Source organism: Intrasporangium chromatireducens Q5-1, assembly GCF_000576575.1.
Lineage (GTDB): Bacteria > Actinomycetota > Actinomycetes > Actinomycetales > Dermatophilaceae > Intrasporangium_A > Intrasporangium_A chromatireducens.
Genome location: NZ_AWQS01000077.1, coordinates 1 through 17,172 on the forward strand (window position 1 = coordinate 1; position 17,172 = coordinate 17,172).

At 71.5% G+C, this 17,172-nt stretch carries 15 protein-coding genes and 1 tRNA gene; 10 read left to right on the plus strand and 6 right to left on the minus strand.

Going from position 1 to position 17,172, the window contains the following annotated elements; translation table 11 throughout:
• Positions 1-402 (plus strand): hypothetical protein (locus N864_RS25055; RefSeq protein WP_338033636.1); only part of this gene is annotated, 402 nt, incomplete at its 5' end.
• Here N864_RS25055 and N864_RS10895 read toward each other — a convergent pair.
• From N864_RS10895 to N864_RS10910, 5 genes are all read right to left on the minus strand, one after another.
• The gene (locus tag N864_RS10895; protein ID WP_034716480.1) at positions 395-1,066 is read right to left on the minus strand and encodes a GDSL-type esterase/lipase family protein; all 672 of its coding nucleotides are present in this window, start codon (positions 1,064-1,066) and stop codon (positions 395-397) included. The two genes, N864_RS25055 and N864_RS10895, sit on opposite strands and share 8 nt — an antisense overlap.
• A 105-nt stretch (positions 1,067-1,171) precedes the next feature.
• Positions 1,172-1,348, minus strand: a complete 177-nt coding sequence (locus N864_RS25505; RefSeq protein WP_169735971.1) for a DUF6104 family protein — start codon at positions 1,346-1,348, stop codon at positions 1,172-1,174.
• A 93-nt stretch (positions 1,349-1,441) separates the two neighbouring features.
• Positions 1,442-5,302, minus strand: coding sequence for a multifunctional oxoglutarate decarboxylase/oxoglutarate dehydrogenase thiamine pyrophosphate-binding subunit/dihydrolipoyllysine-residue succinyltransferase subunit (locus tag N864_RS10900; RefSeq protein ID WP_420805212.1), 3,861 nt, complete (start codon positions 5,300-5,302; stop codon positions 1,442-1,444).
• A 143-nt stretch (positions 5,303-5,445) separates the two neighbouring features.
• Positions 5,446-6,249 (minus strand): ABC transporter permease, encoded by an 804-nt coding sequence (locus N864_RS10905; RefSeq protein WP_034716459.1) that lies wholly within the window; start codon positions 6,247-6,249, stop codon positions 5,446-5,448.
• Positions 6,246-7,271 (minus strand): ABC transporter ATP-binding protein, encoded by a 1,026-nt coding sequence (locus N864_RS10910; protein ID WP_034716482.1) that lies wholly within the window; start codon positions 7,269-7,271, stop codon positions 6,246-6,248. Before N864_RS10910 ends, N864_RS10905 begins: the two co-directional genes overlap by 4 nt.
• Positions 7,272-7,349: 78 nt before the next feature.
• Here N864_RS10910 and N864_RS10915 point away from each other — a divergent pair, with 78 nt between their 5' ends.
• From N864_RS10915 to N864_RS10925, 3 genes are all read left to right on the plus strand, one after another.
• A complete protein-coding gene (locus N864_RS10915) occupies positions 7,350-8,759 on the plus strand; it encodes a hemolysin family protein (RefSeq protein WP_051518454.1) in 1,410 nt (469 codons plus the stop codon).
• Positions 8,756-9,793, plus strand: coding sequence for a hemolysin family protein (locus N864_RS10920; protein WP_034716461.1), 1,038 nt, complete (start codon positions 8,756-8,758; stop codon positions 9,791-9,793). The genes N864_RS10915 and N864_RS10920 overlap by 4 nt, the downstream gene beginning before the upstream one ends.
• Positions 9,794-9,889: 96 nt before the next feature.
• Positions 9,890-10,735, plus strand: coding sequence for a 3-hydroxybutyryl-CoA dehydrogenase (locus N864_RS10925; RefSeq protein ID WP_034716463.1), 846 nt, complete (start codon positions 9,890-9,892; stop codon positions 10,733-10,735).
• A 66-nt stretch (positions 10,736-10,801) separates the two neighbouring features.
• Here N864_RS10925 and N864_RS10930 read toward each other — a convergent pair.
• Positions 10,802-10,873 (minus strand) — tRNA-Arg (locus tag N864_RS10930).
• 91 nt (positions 10,874-10,964) lie between these two features.
• Between N864_RS10930 and N864_RS10935 the strand changes: the two genes are divergently transcribed.
• The 6 genes from N864_RS10935 to N864_RS10960 all read left to right on the plus strand — a co-directional run.
• Positions 10,965-11,762 (plus strand): DALR anticodon-binding domain-containing protein, encoded by a 798-nt coding sequence (locus N864_RS10935; protein WP_034716466.1) that lies wholly within the window; start codon positions 10,965-10,967, stop codon positions 11,760-11,762.
• A gap of 2 nt (positions 11,763-11,764) precedes the next feature.
• Positions 11,765-13,180 (plus strand): diaminopimelate decarboxylase, encoded by a 1,416-nt coding sequence (lysA, locus tag N864_RS10940; RefSeq protein ID WP_034716468.1) that lies wholly within the window; start codon positions 11,765-11,767, stop codon positions 13,178-13,180.
• Between the two features lie 129 nt (positions 13,181-13,309).
• Positions 13,310-14,599, plus strand: a complete 1,290-nt coding sequence (locus N864_RS10945) for a homoserine dehydrogenase (protein ID WP_338033637.1) — start codon at positions 13,310-13,312, stop codon at positions 14,597-14,599.
• Positions 14,599-15,693: a threonine synthase gene (thrC, locus tag N864_RS10950; protein WP_034716472.1), complete on the plus strand. Its 1,095-nt coding sequence runs from the start codon at positions 14,599-14,601 to the stop codon at positions 15,691-15,693. The genes N864_RS10945 and thrC overlap by 1 nt, the downstream gene beginning before the upstream one ends.
• A 4-nt stretch (positions 15,694-15,697) precedes the next feature.
• Positions 15,698-16,654, plus strand: coding sequence for a homoserine kinase (gene thrB / locus N864_RS10955; RefSeq protein WP_034716474.1), 957 nt, complete (start codon positions 15,698-15,700; stop codon positions 16,652-16,654).
• 282 nt (positions 16,655-16,936) lie between these two features.
• The coding region (locus N864_RS10960; protein ID WP_034716476.1) for a Rho termination factor N-terminal domain-containing protein at positions 16,937-17,172 on the plus strand (236 nt) is incomplete at its 3' end.

Genomic DNA, 17,172 nt, shown 5'->3' on the forward strand with positions numbered 1-17,172 from the left:
ACGGGCCAGCACGAGGAGTCGTCCGCGACCGCGCGCCGGGTGGCGGCGCTCGTCATGCTCGCCCAGGCACTCGTGCTGTTCGCCTACTTCGCGTTCTTCGTCTACGAGATCCTGCAGGGCGCGGCCGACGGGGTCGTGCTCGCCGGGACGCTGAGCGGACTGATCCTCGTCTTCGCCATCCTGAGCAGTGCGCTCGCGCGGGGCTGGCTGCACGGCGCCCGCTGGCCCCGGACGCCGACCATCCTCTGGAACGCCCTGCTGCTGCCGGTCGCCTGGTCGCTTCACGACGCGGGCCACAGCCCGCTGGGCATCAGCGTGGCTGTCGTGGCGCTCGCCGGCATCGTCGCCGCGGTGCTGGCCGGCAGCGCCGGCTCGCACGACGGCTCGGACGACGTCAGCTGAGCTGGAGCCAGTCGTTCCAGCCGTTGTGCAGGACGAGCCACGCGATGAGCCCGTAGCCGGCCTGCCCGGGGTGCGCCCGGTCGGGGCTGGCCGCGAGGTCCGCCATCCACTGGTCGTGCCCCACGAGGGGCCGGAAGCAGTCGACGTAGGTGATGCCGCGCCGGCTGCACACGTCGGCCTGGGCCTGGGCCAGCGCCTCCACCCTTCGGTTCACCTCCGGGTCGAGGGTCGGCGTGAGCCCGACGACGAAGACCGCGATGCCTGCTCCCTTGGCCTCGTCGAGGATGTTGGCGAGGTTGAGCCGTGAGCGGGCCATCGTGACGCCGGTGAGGACGTCGTTCATCCCCACCGAGAGCACCAGGCGCTTCTCTGAGCGGCCCTTCCAGCGGGGGTGGCACTCCGCGGCCCACCGGGCCACGACGTCGGCAGACGTGTCGCCGCGGACCCCGAGGTTGTAGGCCGTCAGGTCGATGTCGGGGTGCTGGGTGCGCGCCACGACGCGCCCGACCCAGCCCAGACCCTTCGGGTCTCCGTAGCCGGCCGTCTGGGAGGCGCCGAGGAAGACCATGCCGATGTCTCGCACACCGTCGGCGACGGTGAACTCGGCGCTCGGCGTGAAGTAGGTCTCCTCACCGTGGGCGGGCAGGGGGTGCTCGGTGCTCATCTGTCGTGTCCCGCCGTCGGAGAACTGGATGTGCTGAGAGGGGTAGGCGGGGCCGACCCCATAGGACGGGCTCTCGGGGTGGGGGCTCTGCTGAGGGGTCACTGCTCAGTCCTCGTCGTCATCCAGTCGGGCGAGCCAGGTGGCAAGGCGGTCGACCGGCACCTCGAACTCCGGGTTGAGGTCGACGAACCGGCGCAGCTGGTCGGCGAGCCACGTGAGGCTCACCTGCTCCTCACCGCGTCGCTCAGCGAGCTCTTCGATGCCTCGATCCGTGAAGTACACGTCTGGAGGCTATCGCGCGCGCCCACCCGCCTGCGGGAGGCCCGAGCCTGTGCCGCCGCTGTGGTGGGGCCGGTCCGGCCCCACCACCACGGATCAGCGTCCGAACGCCCGGTCCATCAGCTGCGCCTGCTCCGCCGCGTGCTTCTTGGAGGACCCGGTGGCGGGGGAGGCGGAGGCCTTGCGGGCCGCGACCTGCACCGGCCGCGTCTCGCCGAGCGCAGCGAGATCCTCCTGCAGCCACTGCGCCATGAGCGGCCAGGCGCCCTGGTTGCGGGGCTCGTCCTGGACCCAGACGAGGTCGGCGTTGGGGTAGTGCGAGACGGCCTGCTTGATCTCCTCGACCGGGATCGGATAGAGCTGCTCGACCCGGATGATGGCGACCTTGTCGTCCCCGCGCTTCTCCCGCTCGGCCTCGAGCTCGTGGACGATCTTGCCCGAGCAGAGCATGACCCGCTCGACCTGCTCGGAGGCGGGACGGCTGTCAGGCAGGACCGGCCGGAAGCCGCCCTGGGTGAAGTCCTCGACGGGGCTCGCGGCAGCCTTGCTCCGCAGCATCGACTTCGGGGTGAAGACGATGAGCGGCACCCGCGGGCGGGCGTACGCCTGACGCCGCAGCAGGTGGAAGTAGGACGCGGCGGTCGAGGGGTAGGCGACCGTCATGTTGTTCTCCGCGCACAGCTGCAGGTAGCGCTCGATCCGGGCCGAGGAGTGGTCCGGGCCCTGCCCCTCGTAGCCGTGGGGCAGGAGGAGCACGACCGAGGAGCGCTGTCCCCACTTCTGCTCAGAGCTGCTGATGAACTCGTCGACGATCGTCTGCGCGCCGTTGGCGAAGTCACCGAACTGCGCCTCCCACAGCACGAGGGCGTCCGGGCGCTCGACCGAGTAGCCGTACTCGAAGCCCATCGCGGCGTACTCCGACAGCAGCGAGTCGTAGACCCAGAAGCGGGCCTGGCCGTCGCCGAGGTAGAGCAGCGGGGTCCACTCCTCGCCGGTGCTCTTGTCGATCAGGACCGCGTGGCGCTGCACGAACGTCCCCCGCCGGCTGTCCTGCCCTGCCAGGCGCACTGGCGTGCCCTCCTTGAGCAGGGTGCCGAAGGCGAGCAGCTCGGCCATGGGCCAGTCGATCCCACCCTCGTGGACCATCGCCGCGCGGCGCTCCATGAGCTGCTTGAGCTTCGGGTGGATCGTGAACCCGGCCGGTGGGCTGTTGAAGGTCTCGCCGATCTTGACGATCTCGTCGGTCGGCACGCCGGTCTGGGTCGACGAGCGGACCGGGGCCCGGTCGTCGAGCATCTGCGCGGTGGGCTTCTCGAGGCCGGCGTTGTCGGGAGCGTCCGAGTCCCGGCCGGAGGGCAGGGCCTCCTGCTCCTTGGTGGCCTCGCGCGTCTCGACGAAGACCCGCTCGAGCTGCTGCTGGTAGTCACGCAGCGCGGCCTCGGCGTCCTCGACGCTGATGTCACCGCGGCCGATGAGCGACTCCGTGTAGAGCTTGCGGACCGACCGCTTCGCCTCGATGAGGTTGTACATCAGCGGCTGGGTCATCGACGGGTCGTCGCCCTCGTTGTGACCGCGCCGGCGGTAGCAGACCATGTCGATGACGACGTCCTTGTTGAACGTCTGGCGGAAGTCGTAGGCCAGCTCGGCAACGCGAACGCAGGCCTCGGGGTCGTCACCGTTGACGTGGAAGATCGGGGCCTGGATCATCCGCGCGACGTCCGTCGAGTAGACGGAGGAGCGCGAGGAGCTGGGCGACGTCGTGAAGCCGACCTGGTTGTTGATGACGACGTGGACGGTGCCACCGGTGCGGTAGCCGCGCAGCTGGGACAGGTTCAGCGTCTCCGCGACCACGCCCTGGCCGGCGAACGCGGCGTCGCCGTGCAGGAGCACGGGGAGCACGGTGAAGTCCTCGCCGGCGAGGTTGAGCCGGTCCTGCTTGGCCCGCACGATCCCCTCGAGGACCGGGTTGACGGCCTCGAGGTGCGACGGGTTGGCCGCGATGTAGACCTTCGTCATCGCGCCGTCCTCGGCGACGAACTTGCCCTCGGTGCCGAGGTGGTACTTCACGTCGCCGGAGCCCTGGACGGACCGCGGGTCCTGCTTGCCCTCGAACTCGCGGAAGATCTGCCCGTAGGACTTGCCAGCGATGTTCGCGAGGACGTTGAGGCGCCCCCGGTGCGGCATGCCGATGCAGACCTCGTCGAGGCCGTCGGCCGCCGCGCGGCACAGCACCCGGTCGAGCAGGGCGATGACGGACTCGCCGCCCTCCAGGGAGAAGCGCTTCTGCCCGACGAACTTGGTCTGCAGGAAGGTCTCGAAGGCCTCCGCGGCGTTGAGCCGGCGCAGGATGCGCATCTGCTCGTCACTGGTGATCTTCTTGTAGGGGACCTCGACCTTGTTCTGGATCCACTGGCGCTGCTCGGGGTCCTGGATGTGCATGTACTCGATGCCGACCGTGCGGCAGTAGGAGTCCCGCAGGATGCCGAGGATCTTGCGCAGCTTGAGGAACGGCGCACCGCCGAAGCCGCCGGTCGCGAAGGTCCGCTCGAGGTCCCACAGGGTCAGCCCGTGGTTGGTGATGTCGAGGTCGGGGTGGCGACGCTGCTTGTACTCCAGCGGGTCCGTGTCGGCCATGAGGTGGCCCCGCACCCGGTAGGCGTGGATGAGCTCCTGGACGCGAGCGACCTTGTTGATGTCGTCGTCGTGCGAGGAGTCGATGTCCTGCACCCAGCGCACCGGCTCGTAGGGGATGCGCAGCGAGGCGAAGATCTCGTCGTAGAAGTCGTCCTCGCCGAGGAGGAGCTGGTGGATGATCCGCAGGAAGTCGCCACTCTGGGCGCCCTGGATGATGCGGTGGTCATAGGTCGAGGTCAGCGTGAGGATCTTGCTCACCGCGTTGCGGTTGAGGGTCTCGTTGCTCGCGCCCTGCCACTCAGCGGGGTACTCGAGCGCGCCGACGCCGATGATCGTGCCCTGGCCCTGCATGAGGCGCGGGACCGAGTGGACCGTGCCGATGCCGCCCGGGTTGGTCAGGGAGATCGTCGTGCCCTGGAAGTCCTCGATGGTCAGCTTGTTGCCGCGCGCCTTGCGGACGATGTCCTCGTAGGCGGCCCAGAAGTGGACGAAGTCCATCTGCTCCGCCGCCTTGATCGACGGCACGACGAGGGTGCGGCTGCCGTCGTCCTTCTTGAGGTCGATGGCGAGGCCGAAGTTGACGTGGCCCGGCTGGCGGACGGCGGGCTTGCCGTCCTGCTCGATGAACCCGTAGTTCATCTCGGGCATCTGCTTCAGCGCCTTGATCATGGCGAAGCCGATCAGGTGCGTGAAGGAGACCTTGCCGCCGCGGGCGCGGGCGAGGTGGTTGTTGATGACGACACGGTTGTCGATGAGGAGCTTGGCCGGCACGCTGCGCACGCTCGTCGCGGTGGGGACCTCGAGCGAGGCGTTCATGTTCGTCACGACGCGGGCCGGGGCGCCGCGCAGCGGCTGCACCACGTCGGCTGCCTCCTCGTCAGCGGCGGGAGCCGCCTTGGCGGCAGCGGCCTTGGCCGGCGCAGCCTTCGTCGGGGGAGGCCCGGCCGGTGCCGGCCCGGCCGGTGCCGACTTCGCAGGTGCGCTTTGTGCCGGAGCCTGTGCAGGGGTGGCGCTCTTGGCGGGAGCGGCGGGAGCGGCGGGCGCGGTCGCTGCCGGGCGGGGGGAGGACGAGGTCGGCTGGGCCGGGGCAGCAGCCGCGGCGGGTGCCGCCGAGCCCTGGGACACCGGCGCGGCGGCCGAGGACGCGGCGGGAGCCGGGGCCGTCGACCCCGGGGCGGGCGAGCCGTTCGGGCCGCCCTCGGAGCTGCCCGGCTTGTAGTCCTCGAAGAAGCTCCACCAGGCGCGGTCCACGGAGTTCCGGTCCGAAAGATACTGCTGGTACAGCTCGTCGACGAGCCATTCATTCGGCCCGAACGCTGCCATCGGGTCGTTGGACGTGGACTGTTCGGACACGGCGATTGCGCCTCTTTCATTACCTCGTGGCGGATACCCGCCCAAGCCTAGCCCGCCGCCGACCCCACCTGCAGACGCGCTCACGCGAGTCGCGCCCGTTCCGGGCGGCGGGTTCAGGAGATGTCCGCCCGGACCGTCCGCCACGTGCCGAGCCCGGCCATGACAGCGGCATACGCCATGAGCACGAGGGCGCCCGCCCACCAGCTCAGCTGGCCCACCGGCTGACCGTTGATGCCGGCACTCATGGTCCCCAGCGTCGCGCTCGTCGCCTGGCTGGGCAGGTATGGCGTGATGTGCTCACCCCATGCCGGGATGGCGAGCACGGCGGCGAGGATCGGCTCGACGATCCAGGCGACGCCGATCGAGATGAGCAGGGCGGCCACCTGGTTGGGGATGAGGATGCCGGCACCGAGGCCGATGAGGGCCCACAGTCCGAGGACGAGCAGCGAGAGCGCGAGCGTGCGCCAGATCGAGGCGTCGCCGAAGGCGCTGTGCCCCCGCAGGGTGAGGATGATCGCGCCGGCCAGGACGGAACCGACGAGCGAGATGACCCCGTAGAAGGCGCCGATCCCGAGCAGGGTGACGACCTTGGCGCCCATGACCCGGCCGCGACGCGGCGTCGCGAGGAACGTCGAGGTGATCGTCTTGTGCCGGTACTCAGACCCGATCATCATGATGCCGATGGCGAGGGTCAGCAGGTAGCCGATCTGGATGCCGCCGGTGTAGACGGCCTTGGCCAGATCGGCATCCGTGCGGGGCAGCGCCCCGGCCGCCTGGCCGGCGAGGGCGTTGCTCGTGAAGATGAGCCCGACGATCGTGGCGAAGGCGGCGCCGCTGAGGAACACGGCGATGGCCATGCCCCACCAGAGGCGGGTGGTGAAGAACTTGCGGAACTCCGACCGGATGGCGGCGCTCACCGGTCCACCTCCTGGCTCGGTGCGGCGGTCGACACGGGGGCACCGGACGGCGGCGGCAGCTCACCCGGCGGGAGCGTCTCCGGCGGCGCCTCGTGGCCGCTGCGGTTGCGGTTGCGGTGCTCGTCGGACTCGGTGAGGTTGAAGAAGAGCTCCTCGAGGTGGGTCTGGTCGGCTCGCAGCTCGTGGACCGGCACGCCCGCGGCGAGGGCGATGTCGCCGATGTGGGCCAGGTCGCCGGACCGCACGGTGAGCCCGTCGTCGCGGGGTTCGCTCGTGATGCCGGCCCGGTGCAGCGCGTCGGCGAGGGCGGGCAGCCGCGAGGACCGGACGTAGGCCGTCGGCTCGCCGTGCAGCTCCGCGACGGTGCCCTCGGCGACCCGGCGCCCGTTGGCGATGATGACGACGTCGTCGACCGTCTGCTCGACCTCCGAGAGCATGTGGCTGGAGATCAGCAGGGTGCGTCCCTCGCCGGCGAGGTGGCGCAGGAAGCCGCGCAGCCAGCGGATCCCCTCGGGGTCGAGGCCGTTCGCCGGCTCGTCCAGGATGATGACACGGGGGTCGCCGAGCAATGCCCCGGCGAGCCCGAGCCGCTGGCGCATCCCCATGGAGTAGCCCCCGGCCCGCTTGCGGGCCGCGGCCGGGATCCCGACGAGCTCGAGCATCTCGTCGACCCGGGTGTCCGGGACCCCGGCGACCGCCGCGAGGACCCGGAGGTGGTCACGGGCGGTGCGGCCCGGGTGGAAGTTGGTCGCCTCGAGAGCGGAGCCGACGACGGTGAGCGGCTCGGTGATGTCCCGGTAGCTGCGGCCATCGATCGTCGCGGTGCCCGCGGTCGGCCGGATGAGCCCGAGCAGCATCCGCAGCGTCGTCGTCTTGCCGCTGCCGTTCGGTCCCAGGAAGCCGGTGATCCGACCGGGCTGGACCGTGAAGTCGAGCTGGTCCACCGCAGTGAACGAGCCGAAGCGTTTCGTCAACCCACGGATCTCGATCCGGCCCGGACCCCGCTCGGGTACCGCAGTCATCGTCATTCCCCTCGTCGTCGTGCGCGCCCATCGAACCACAGCCGTCACACGAGTCGTGCTCCATATAGTGGGGACACTATGACCGAGTGGTTGCTGGTGCTGGGCGCCGTCGTGCTGACAGCCGGCACCGCACTCTTCGTCGCCGCGGAGTTCAGCCTCGTCGCCCTCGACCGACCGGCGGTCCAGCAGGCCATCGACGAGGGCGACAGCCGGGCTCGGGTGGTGCTCCAGTCGCTGAAGCAGCTCTCGACGCAGCTGTCCGCGGCCCAGGTCGGCATCACGATCACCACCCTCGTCGTCGGCTACCTCGCCCAGCCCTCCATCGGTGCGCTCCTCACCGGCCCCCTGACGGGGGTCGGGATGTCGAGCGGGGCGGTCACGGCCGTCTCGAGCACGGCAGCCCTGCTCCTCGCGACGGTCTTCTCGATGGTGTGCGGGGAGCTGCTGCCGCAGTTCCTCGGCATCTCGGCGCCGCTCGCCACGGCGAAGGTCGTGGCGCTGCCGGTCCGCTTCTTCGCCGGACTGTTCAAGCCGCTCATCGTGCTGCTCAACGGCTCTGCCAACCGGGTCCTGCGCGCCATGGGTATCGAGCCGCAGGAGGAGCTGTCGGCGGCGCGCACGCCCCAGGAGCTGACCAGCCTCGTGCAGCGGTCCGCCGAGGCGGGCACGCTCGACATCACGACCGCCCGGATGCTGACCCGGTCGCTGGGCTTCGGCGAGCGCACCGCCGACGACGTCATGACGCCGCGCGTGCGGTGCACGGGCATCCATCGGGACGAGTCGGCCGAGGACGTCCTGCGCCTGTCGCGACGCACTGGGCACTCGCGCTTCCCGGTCCTCGGCAACGACTGGGACGACGTGGACGGGGTCGTCCACGTCAAGAAGGCCATGGCCGTGCCGCACGAGCGGCGCAAGGACGTGCCGGTCTCGGCCCTGATGTCAGAGCGCCTCGTCGTCCCCGAGACGATCCGTCTGGACCCGCTGCTGCGCCAGCTGCGCGAGGGCGGCTTCCAGATGGCCGTCGTCGTGGACGAGTACGGCGGCACCTCCGGCATCGTGACGCTGGAGGACGTGGTCGAGGAGATCGTCGGCGAGGTGGCCGACGAGCACGACCGGGCACGCCAGAGCGGCCGCGCGCTCATGGACGGCTCCTGGACGGTGCCGGGCCTGTGGCGCCCGGACGAGGTCCGGGACGCGTTCGACGCCGACGTGCCGGACGGGTCCGACTACGAGACGATGGGCGGCTTCGTCATGGAGCGCCTCGGGCGGATCCCGGTCGTCGGCGACGTCGTCACCGTGCCGGGGTGGCACATCCACGTGGTCGGGATGGCGGGCCGCCGCATCGACCGGCTGCGCTTCGTGCCCGACCCCGAGTCGGCGCCGGGGCACGCCGACTCGCCCGGCGCCGACGAGAAGGCCTCCGGCGAGCAGGCCGCCGGCGAGCAGGGCGCCGGCGAGCAGGGCCAGAAGCAGGGCGGCAGCGCATGACGACCGGTCCGGCGCTCGCCGTCTCCGTGCTGCTCCTGTTCGGCAACGCGTTCTTCGTGGGCGCCGAGTTCGCCGCCATGGCCGTGCGCCGCTCCTCGCTCGAGCCGCTCGCGGACGCCGGGAGCAAGCAGGCGGCCACCTCGCTGCTGGCCCTCGAGAAGCTCGGGTCGATGCTCGCCACGGCCCAGCTCGGCATCACGGTGTGCTCGGTCGGCCTCGGTGCCCTGGCCGAGGCGGCCCTGCACCACCTGCTCGAGCCGGTCTTCCACACCGCGGGCCTGCCGGCGGTGTGGGCCGGCGGGGTGGCCCTCGCGGTCGCACTCCTGATCGTGTCCTACCTCCACGTCGTGGTCGGCGAGATGATCCCCAAGAACATCGCCATCGCCGGCCCGGACCGGATGGCCCTGGTCCTCGTGCCACCCCTGTACTTCCTGGCCAACCTGCTCCGGCCGATCGTGGCGGCGATGGAGCGCATCGCCAAGGCCCTCGTCCGGCTCTTCGGCATCGAGCCGAAGGACGAGATCGCGTCGGCCTACACGGCCGAGGAGGTCGCCGTCATCGTGAGCGAGTCGCGCCAGGAGGGCCTCATCGAGGAGGAGCGGCACGGGCTCGTCTCCAAGACGCTCGAGTTCTCCGACAAGACTGCCGGTGACGTGGCCGTGGCGGCCGACCAGCTCGTCTGCGTCGGCCTCGGCGCCACACCGGACGACATCGAGCACCTCGTCGCGAAGTACGGCTTCTCCCGCTATCCGGTCAAGGACGCGGCCGGTGAGGTCGCCGGCTACCTGCACCTCAAGGACGTGCTGTACGCCGACGACGAACGGCACGAGCAGCCCATCCCACCGAAGCGGATCCGCCGGCTCGCGACGGTCCGGACCAACGACGAGATCGAGGACGTCCTCGCGACGATGCAGCTGACCGGCGCGCACCTGGCCCGCGTCATCGACGACCACGCCACGGTCACGGGCGTCGTCTTCCTCGAGGACGTCCTCGAGGAGCTCGTCGGCGAGGTCACCGACACGACACAGCGCTGACGAGCGGGAGCCGGCTCAGCGGCATACCTGTGTCGTGGGCGTTGCGCGGCTGGATACGGTGGGACGCGTCACTCCCACCCGCCTTGGAGGAAATGCATGGACCGGATCGGTGTCGTCGGCTGCGGACTCATGGGGTCCGGCATCGCAGAGGTCAGTGCCCGGGCGGGGCTCGACGTCGTCGTCGTCGAGACGAGTCCCCACGCCGTCGAGGCGGGACGCACCCGGCTGACCAAGTCGCTCGAGCGTGCCGAGCAGCGCGGCAAGGTCGACAGCGCCGCCGAAGTGCTGGACCGGATCCGGGTCGTCGAGGGGCTCGGCGCGCTCGCGGACCGCGACATGGTCGTCGAGGCGATCGTCGAGGACGAGAAGCTCAAGGTCGAGCTGTTCCGTGAGCTCGACGAGGTCGTGACGTCACCGGACGCCTTGCTGACCTCCAACACGTCGTCGATCCCGATCATGAAGCTCGCCGTCGCGACGAAGCGGCCCAGCCATGTCCTCGGCGTCCACTTCTTCAACCCGGTGCCGGTCCTCTCGCTCGTCGAGCTCGTCCCCAGCCTGCTCACCGCGCCCGACTCCACGCAGCGTGCGCGCACGTTCGTCGAGGACCGCCTGGGCAAGCACGCCATCGACTGCCAGGACCGCGCCGGCTTCGTCGTCAACGCGCTGCTGATCCCGTTCATCCTCTCCGCGATCCGCATGGTCGAGTCCGGCTTCGCCAGCGCCGCGGACATCGACGAGGGGCTGGTCCGTGGGGCCGCCCACCCGCAGGGGCCGCTCGCCCTGGCAGACCTCATCGGCCTCGACACGACGAAGGCCGTGGCGGAGTCGCTCTACGAGGAGTTCAAGGAGCCGCTCTACGCCCCGCCGCCGCTGCTCGCGCGGATGGTCGACGCGGGCCTGCTGGGCCGCAAGACGGGACGCGGGTTCTACACCTACTCCTGAGCGCCACAGCGCAGACGCGAACGGGCCGCCGACCTCTCAATGCAGGTCGGCGGTCCGTTTCGACGGTGCCCCCGGCAGGATTCGAACCTGCGCTCCCGCCTCCGGAGGGCGGTGCTCTATCCCCTGAGCTACGGGGGCGGCTGCGCTTTGTCTCGCGCCCGGTGAGACTAGCAGCATCGCGGCCCCAACGTGGAATGCGGGTCCCGGCGGGCCTTCTAGACTCTGGCCCGTGGCACCGGACGACCTGCGCGAGCTGCTGACGGGCGTCGCCGCCAGGGCGGCGCGCGTCGGCGAGCTGCCCGACGAGGCGGAGGCGGGGCCCCCAGAGGGCCGGCTGTTCCGGCCCGTCGACCCGCGCGACGCCGGAGTCATCGCCGACTGGTCGAGCGCCGCCGCGGTCCGGTGGGCACCGGCCCTGCACCTCGAGCCGCGGGAGCTGGCCGACGTCCTCGCCGCCGGTCTGGTGGACGACCGGCGGATCGCCGCCGTCGAGGTCGCGCCGACCGGCTGGCTCGCGATCACGGTCAGCGACGCCGCCCGGGCCGAGGTCGTCGGGGCCATCCTCGCCGATCCCGACGGCTATGCCGTCCCGGAGGGGGTGGTGCTGCCCGAGGTCGCGGACGAGCGCCCGGGCTCGCGTCCCCCGGGGGACCCTGTCGCCGTGGTCCAGCTGAGCCACGCCCGGCAGTGCCGGCGGATCCGCAACGCCACCGCAGCAGGGGTGCAGACTCGCCCCTCCGACCGCCTCGAGCAGCTGACCCACGTCTCCGAGCGCGTCCTGCTCGTCACTCTCGCCGACCTCCCGCAGCGGCTGGCCCGGCATCCCGCAGGCCGTGAGCGGATCCTCGCGGCAATGGCGGAGGTGGCGTGCCGGGCCGATGCCTGGGTCCACCCGGTCCGACCGTTGACCCTCGACGAGTCGGTCGAACCGGTCCACGGCGCACGGCTCGCCCTCGCGACCGCGACCCGTGATGTCTTGCGCACTGGACTGCGACTGCTCGGCGCGAGCGCTCCCGAGAGGATGTGACGATGCGAGCACACGAAGCGGGAGCGCTGCATGCCGAGGGCTACCGGGGGCCGGCCTGGCTCGAGACGCCGGTGGACGTCAACGCGCTCGTGCCATCGCTCTGGGCCACGTCCGTCCGCCGGGGCGCCGACGGGGCCCTCACCGTCGCCGGAGTGGCGGCGGCCGAGCTGGCCCGCGAGTTCGGCACCCCGTGCTACGTCATCGACGAGGACGACTTCCGTTCGCGCGCAAGGGAGTTCAAGCAGCAGTATGCCGCTGTGTTCGCTCCGCTGTCCGGCGCGGACGTGTTCTACGCGGGCAAGGCGTTCCTCTGCGCCGAGGTGGCCCGGTGGATCGACGCCGAGGGGCTCGGCCTGGATGTCTGCACCGGTGGGGAGCTCGCGGTGGCCCGGCGAGCGGGCTTCCCCGGGAGCCGAATCGGCATGCACGGCAACAACAAGAGCGTCGCCGAGATCCGTGACGGCCTCGAGTATGGCGTTGCGCGGATCGTCGTCGACTCGCTGGACGAGATCGACCGCATCGAGCGGGTCGCAGCGGAGCTCGGCGTCGTCGCGCCCGTGCTCGTGCGCGTCAACGTGGGCGTCGAGGCGCACACCCATGAGTTCATCGCGACCGCGCACGAGGACCAGAAGTTTGGCCTGTCGCTCGCCGGTGGCCAGGCCCTCGAGGCCGTCCGTCGCATTCTCGACCGGCCCGACACGATGCGGCTGCTCGGCCTGCACAGCCACATCGGGTCGCAGATCTTCGACACCTCCGGTTTCGAGGTGTCGGCTCGGCGCGTGCTGGCGCTGCACGCCACGGTGACGAAGCAGTTCGGGGTGGAGCTGCCCGAGCTCGACCTCGGCGGCGGCTTCGGGATCGCCTACACGACCGAGCACGACCCGCTGCCACCCGCGCGGCTTGCCGCGGGGATGGCGGAGATCGTCGAGCGGGAGTGCCGCGCAGAGGGCGTGGCGGTCCCGCGCATCTCGATCGAGCCGGGGCGGGCCATCGCCGGGCCGAGCACGTTCACCCTCTATGAAGTGGGCACCGTCAAGCCCGTCCAGCTGGACGGGGGTGCCTCGCGCATCTACGTCTCCGTCGACGGGGGGATGAGCGACAACATCCGCACGGCGCTCTACGACGCGAACTACTCCTGCACGGTGGCGAACCGGCGGTCCGACGCGGCGCCGGTGCTCGCCCGCGTCGTCGGGCGGCACTGCGAGAGCGGCGACATCGTCGTGATGGACGAGTTCCTGCCCTCCGACGTCCATGGCGGCGACCTCATCGCGGTCCCCGGCACGGGCGCCTACTGCCGGGCCCTGTCGAGCCAGTACAACCACACCCCGCGTCCCCCGGTCGTCGCGGTCCGCGATGGCGCGGCCCGGGTCATCGTGCGCCGTGAGACCATCGACGACATCCTCGCCCTTGATGTCTGAGGCAGGGTGCGGCCGCCGCGAGCAGGCGCTGGAGATCGTGCGGCCCTCGTGTCCGGATCGCGACACAATCGCCTTCATCCCGGCGCCAGACGGCAGGATTCACACGTGACAGGTCAAGCGAGCAGGTCCTTGCGCGTGGCGCTCCTCGGCTGCGGTGTCGTCGGCAGCGCGGTTGCGCGACTGTTGACCGAGCACGCCGACGACATGCGCGCGCGGGTCGGCGCGCCCCTCGAGATCGTCGGGATCGCGGTGCGGCGGGCGGGACGCGACCGGTCCGCCACGGGCGTGGACGCCGCCCTGTTCACCACCGACGCGGACGACCTCGTCACGAGGGCCGACGTCGTCGTCGAGGTCATCGGAGGCATCGAGCCGGCCAGGTCCCTCATCCTGCGGGCCATGGAGCACGGGGCCTCGGTCGTCACGGCCAACAAGGCCCTGCTCGCCGAGGACGGCCCCACCCTGTATGCCGCGGCCGCGCGGCACGGCGTCGACCTCTACTACGAGGCCGCGGTCGCCGGTGCCATCCCGCTGCTGCGGCCCCTGCGTGAGTCGCTCGCCGGTGACGAGGTGCACCAGGTCCTCGGCATCGTCAACGGCACGACGAACTACGTCCTCGACAAGATGGACCGCACGGGCGCCAGCTTCGCCGACGCGCTCGAGCAGGCTCAGGCGCTCGGCTACGCCGAGGCCGACCCCACCGCGGACGTCGAGGGCTTCGACGCCGCGGCGAAGGCGGCGATCCTGGCCTCGCTGGCCTTCCACAGCAGGGTGGCCGGCAAGGACGTGCACCGTGAGGGCATCACCGACGTGACGGCGGCGGACGTCGCCGCCGCTCGTGAGATGGACTCCGTCATCAAGCTGCTCGCGATCTGCGAGCGGCTCGACGGCGGCATCTCGGTCCGCGTCCACCCGGCGATGATCCCGCGGAGCCATCCGCTCGCCGGGGTCGGCGACGCCTACAACGCCGTCTTCGTCGAGGCCGACGCCGCGGGCCAGCTGATGTTCTACGGACGCGGCGCGGGCGGCGACCCGACCGCGTCCGCGGTCCTCGGCGACATCGTCGCGGTGGCGCAGCACCGGGTGGCGGGTGGCCTCGGCCCGGGGGAGTCCAGCTATGCCGACCTGCCCGTGCGGCCGATGGGCGACGCGCTGACCCGCTACCACATCAGCCTCGACGTGGCCGACCGCCCGGGCGTGCTCGCCAAGGTCGCCTCCGCCTTCGCCGACCACGGCGTGTCGATCGAGACGGTTCGTCAGCGGCTCGTGCCCGCGGACGACGAGCGGCCCGAGTCGGGCGCCAACCTCGTCGTCGTGACGCACACCGCCACCGATGCGGCGCTCAGCGCGACGGTGGCGTCGCTGCGCGACCTCGACGTGGTCCGTGACGTCACCTCGGTCATGCGAGTGGAAGGGTCCTGATGGCACACCAGTGGCGAGGAGTCATCCGTGAGTACGCCGACCGGCTGCCCACGCTGGCGGGCGCCCCGGTCGTCACGCTCCGTGAGGGCGGCACCCCGCTGATCCCGGCCGAGAAGCTCTCCGAGCGCGTCGGTGCCGAGGTCCACCTCAAGTACGAGGGGCTCAACCCGACCGGTTCGTTCAAGGACCGCGGCATGACGACCGCGATCTCGGTCGCCGCGAAGAAGGGCGCGAAGGCGGTCATCTGCGCGAGCACGGGCAACACGAGTGCCTCGGCGGCGGCATACGCCACCAAGGCCGGTATGGCGTGTGCCGTCCTCGTGCCGGACGGCAAGATCGCCATGGGCAAGCTGAGCCAGGCCATCGCGCACGGCGCGACGCTGCTGCAGGTCGAGGGGAACTTCGACGACTGCCTCACGGTCGCCCGCAAGCTGGCCGAGGCCTACCCGGTGGAGCTGGTCAACTCGGTCAACCCCGCCCGCATCGAGGGGCAGAAGACCGCCGCGTTCGAGGTCGTCGATGCGCTCGGTGACGCGCCGGACATCCACTGCCTCCCGGTCGGCAACGCCGGCAACATCACCGCCTACTGGCGCGGCTACTGCGAGTACTCCTCGGACCCCGCCGTGAGTCAGCAGCCAGGACCGGCCAGCCGGCTGCCGCGGATGTGGGGCTTCCAGGCGGCCGGAGCCGCCCCCCTCGTGCTCGGACACCCCATCGACCACCCCGAGACGATCGCCACGGCGATCCGCATCGGCAACCCCGCCTCCTGGCGGCAGGCGATCGCCGCGCGCGACGAGTCCGGCGGGCGGATCGCCGCTGTGACGGACGAGCAGATCCTCGAGGCGCACCGCTTCCTGTCCGCCGAGGAGGGGGTCTTCGTCGAGCCGGGCTCGGCGGCCTCGGTCGCGGGGCTGCTCGAGAGCCACCGGGCCGGCCTCGTCCCGCCCGGCGCGCGGATCGTCTGCACCGTCACCGGCCACGGCCTCAAGGACCCCCAGTGGGCACTGCGCACCGCCGATGGTTCGGAGGTGACGCCCGTGCGCGTCCCTGCCGACGCCTACCCGGCTGCGCGGGCCCTCGGCCTGGAGGACTGACGAGGTGGATGCCGTCCCCGACGGCCGGACCGTCCACGTGCGAGTCCCGGCCAGCAGCGCCAACCTCGGCCCGGGATTCGACTCGATCGGCCTCGCACTGGGGCTGTGGGACGAGTACACCGTCACGACGCGCGACGAGCCGGGCCTGACGATCGAGGTCCACGGGCACGGCGCGGACGAGGTCCCGACTGACGAGTCGCACCTGGTCCACGCGACCATGCAGCGGACCTGGCGTGAACTTGGCCACGAGCCGCCGGCCGGCCTGCTCCTCGTCGCCGACAACGGCGTGCCCCACGGCCGGGGACTCGGCTCGTCGGCCACCGCGATCGTGGCGGGCGTCGTTGCGGCGCAGGCACTCTCGCGCCCCGACCGGCCGTTGCCCGGGTCGCCGGTCGACGTGGACCTGGAGACTGCAGGTCACCTGTCGAGCGTCCTGGAGGGGCACCCGGACAACGCCACTGCCAGCGTCTACGGTGGCCTCACCGTGAGCTGGATGCCGGACGGCTCCGGCCGGGACCAGGGGGTCCGCACCGTGACGGCCCGCCCAGCGCTGCACGAAGAGGTCGACGTCGTCGTCTTCGTGCCTGAGGCACAGCTCGCGACGCGCACCGCTCGGGCGGTCCTGCCCCGGGAGGTGCCCCTCGCGGCCGCAGCGGCCAACGCCGGGCGCGCGGCGCTGCTCGTCCACGCCCTGACGGCCGACCCGGGGTACCTCCACGGCGCGACGCGGGACTGGCTGCACCAGGAGGCACGCCGTGCGTCCTACCCCGACACCATGGCGCTCGTCGACAGCCTGCGCGCCGACGGGCACGCTGCGGTGGTCTCGGGTGCCGGCCCCTCCGTGCTCGTGCTCAGCACGCGCGCCGACCGCGATGCCGTCACGGTGCCGCAGGAGTTCTCGGGGTGGCGGCGCCTGACCCCGGGAGTGCCGTCGGTCGGGGCGCAGGTCACCGCCTGCTGAGGCGCGCAGCCGCCGCCGGCGCCGGTCGGGACGTCGCGCCGGACGGCACGGCGTGGAACCGCACCGGAGAGCGGCGCCCGAGTGTTAGAGTGGCTGCGCACTGAGGCCGCTTCACGAGCAGGCACGGTGCTCCACCCCCACGCCGAGGCGATTTCTCGTCTCGTGACGCCCCGCGCGTCACCGTGGATCTCAACATGGTCCGTGCTCTGTCGCTTGAGCACCGGGTCCCCAGTCCGGCACCGCGGAGTCTCCCGGGCCGCCAACGAGGGGGAAGGATCCTTCGTGTCAGAAACAACCACCCGTCCGGTCGCCGGCCTGTCCGCGATGAAGCTCGACGAGCTGAAGGCGGTTGCCTCCTCGATGGGCATCAAGGGCACCGCGAAGATGCGCAAGAGCGACCTCGTCGAGGCGATTCGCAACCGGCAGAGCGGGGGCGGTGCTGCCGAGACGGCCGCCGCGTCACCGCGTCGCGCGACCCGTCCGGCCGGGGCCGGCCAGAGCCCCGCCCCCGAGGCCGG

Bases quoted from the DNA above. Each gene is read 5' to 3' on its own strand.
- N864_RS10925 (WP_034716463.1), top strand. From the start codon at position 9,890: ATGGACCGGATCGGTGTCGTCGGCTGCGGACTCATGGGGTCCGGCATC.
- lysA (WP_034716468.1), top strand. From the start codon at position 11,765: ATGCGAGCACACGAAGCGGGAGCGCTGCATGCCGAGGGCTACCGGGGG.
- N864_RS10895 (WP_034716480.1), bottom strand. From the start codon at position 1,066: ATGAGCACCGAGCACCCCCTGCCCGCCCACGGTGAGGAGACCTACTTC.
- N864_RS10900 (WP_420805212.1), bottom strand. From the start codon at position 5,302: ATGGCAGCGTTCGGGCCGAATGAATGGCTCGTCGACGAGCTGTACCAG.
- N864_RS10920 (WP_034716461.1), top strand. From the start codon at position 8,756: ATGACGACCGGTCCGGCGCTCGCCGTCTCCGTGCTGCTCCTGTTCGGC.
- thrC (WP_034716472.1), top strand. From the start codon at position 14,599: ATGGCACACCAGTGGCGAGGAGTCATCCGTGAGTACGCCGACCGGCTG.
- N864_RS10915 (WP_051518454.1), top strand. From the start codon at position 7,350: ATGACCGAGTGGTTGCTGGTGCTGGGCGCCGTCGTGCTGACAGCCGGC.
- N864_RS10910 (WP_034716482.1), bottom strand. From the start codon at position 7,271: ATGACTGCGGTACCCGAGCGGGGTCCGGGCCGGATCGAGATCCGTGGG.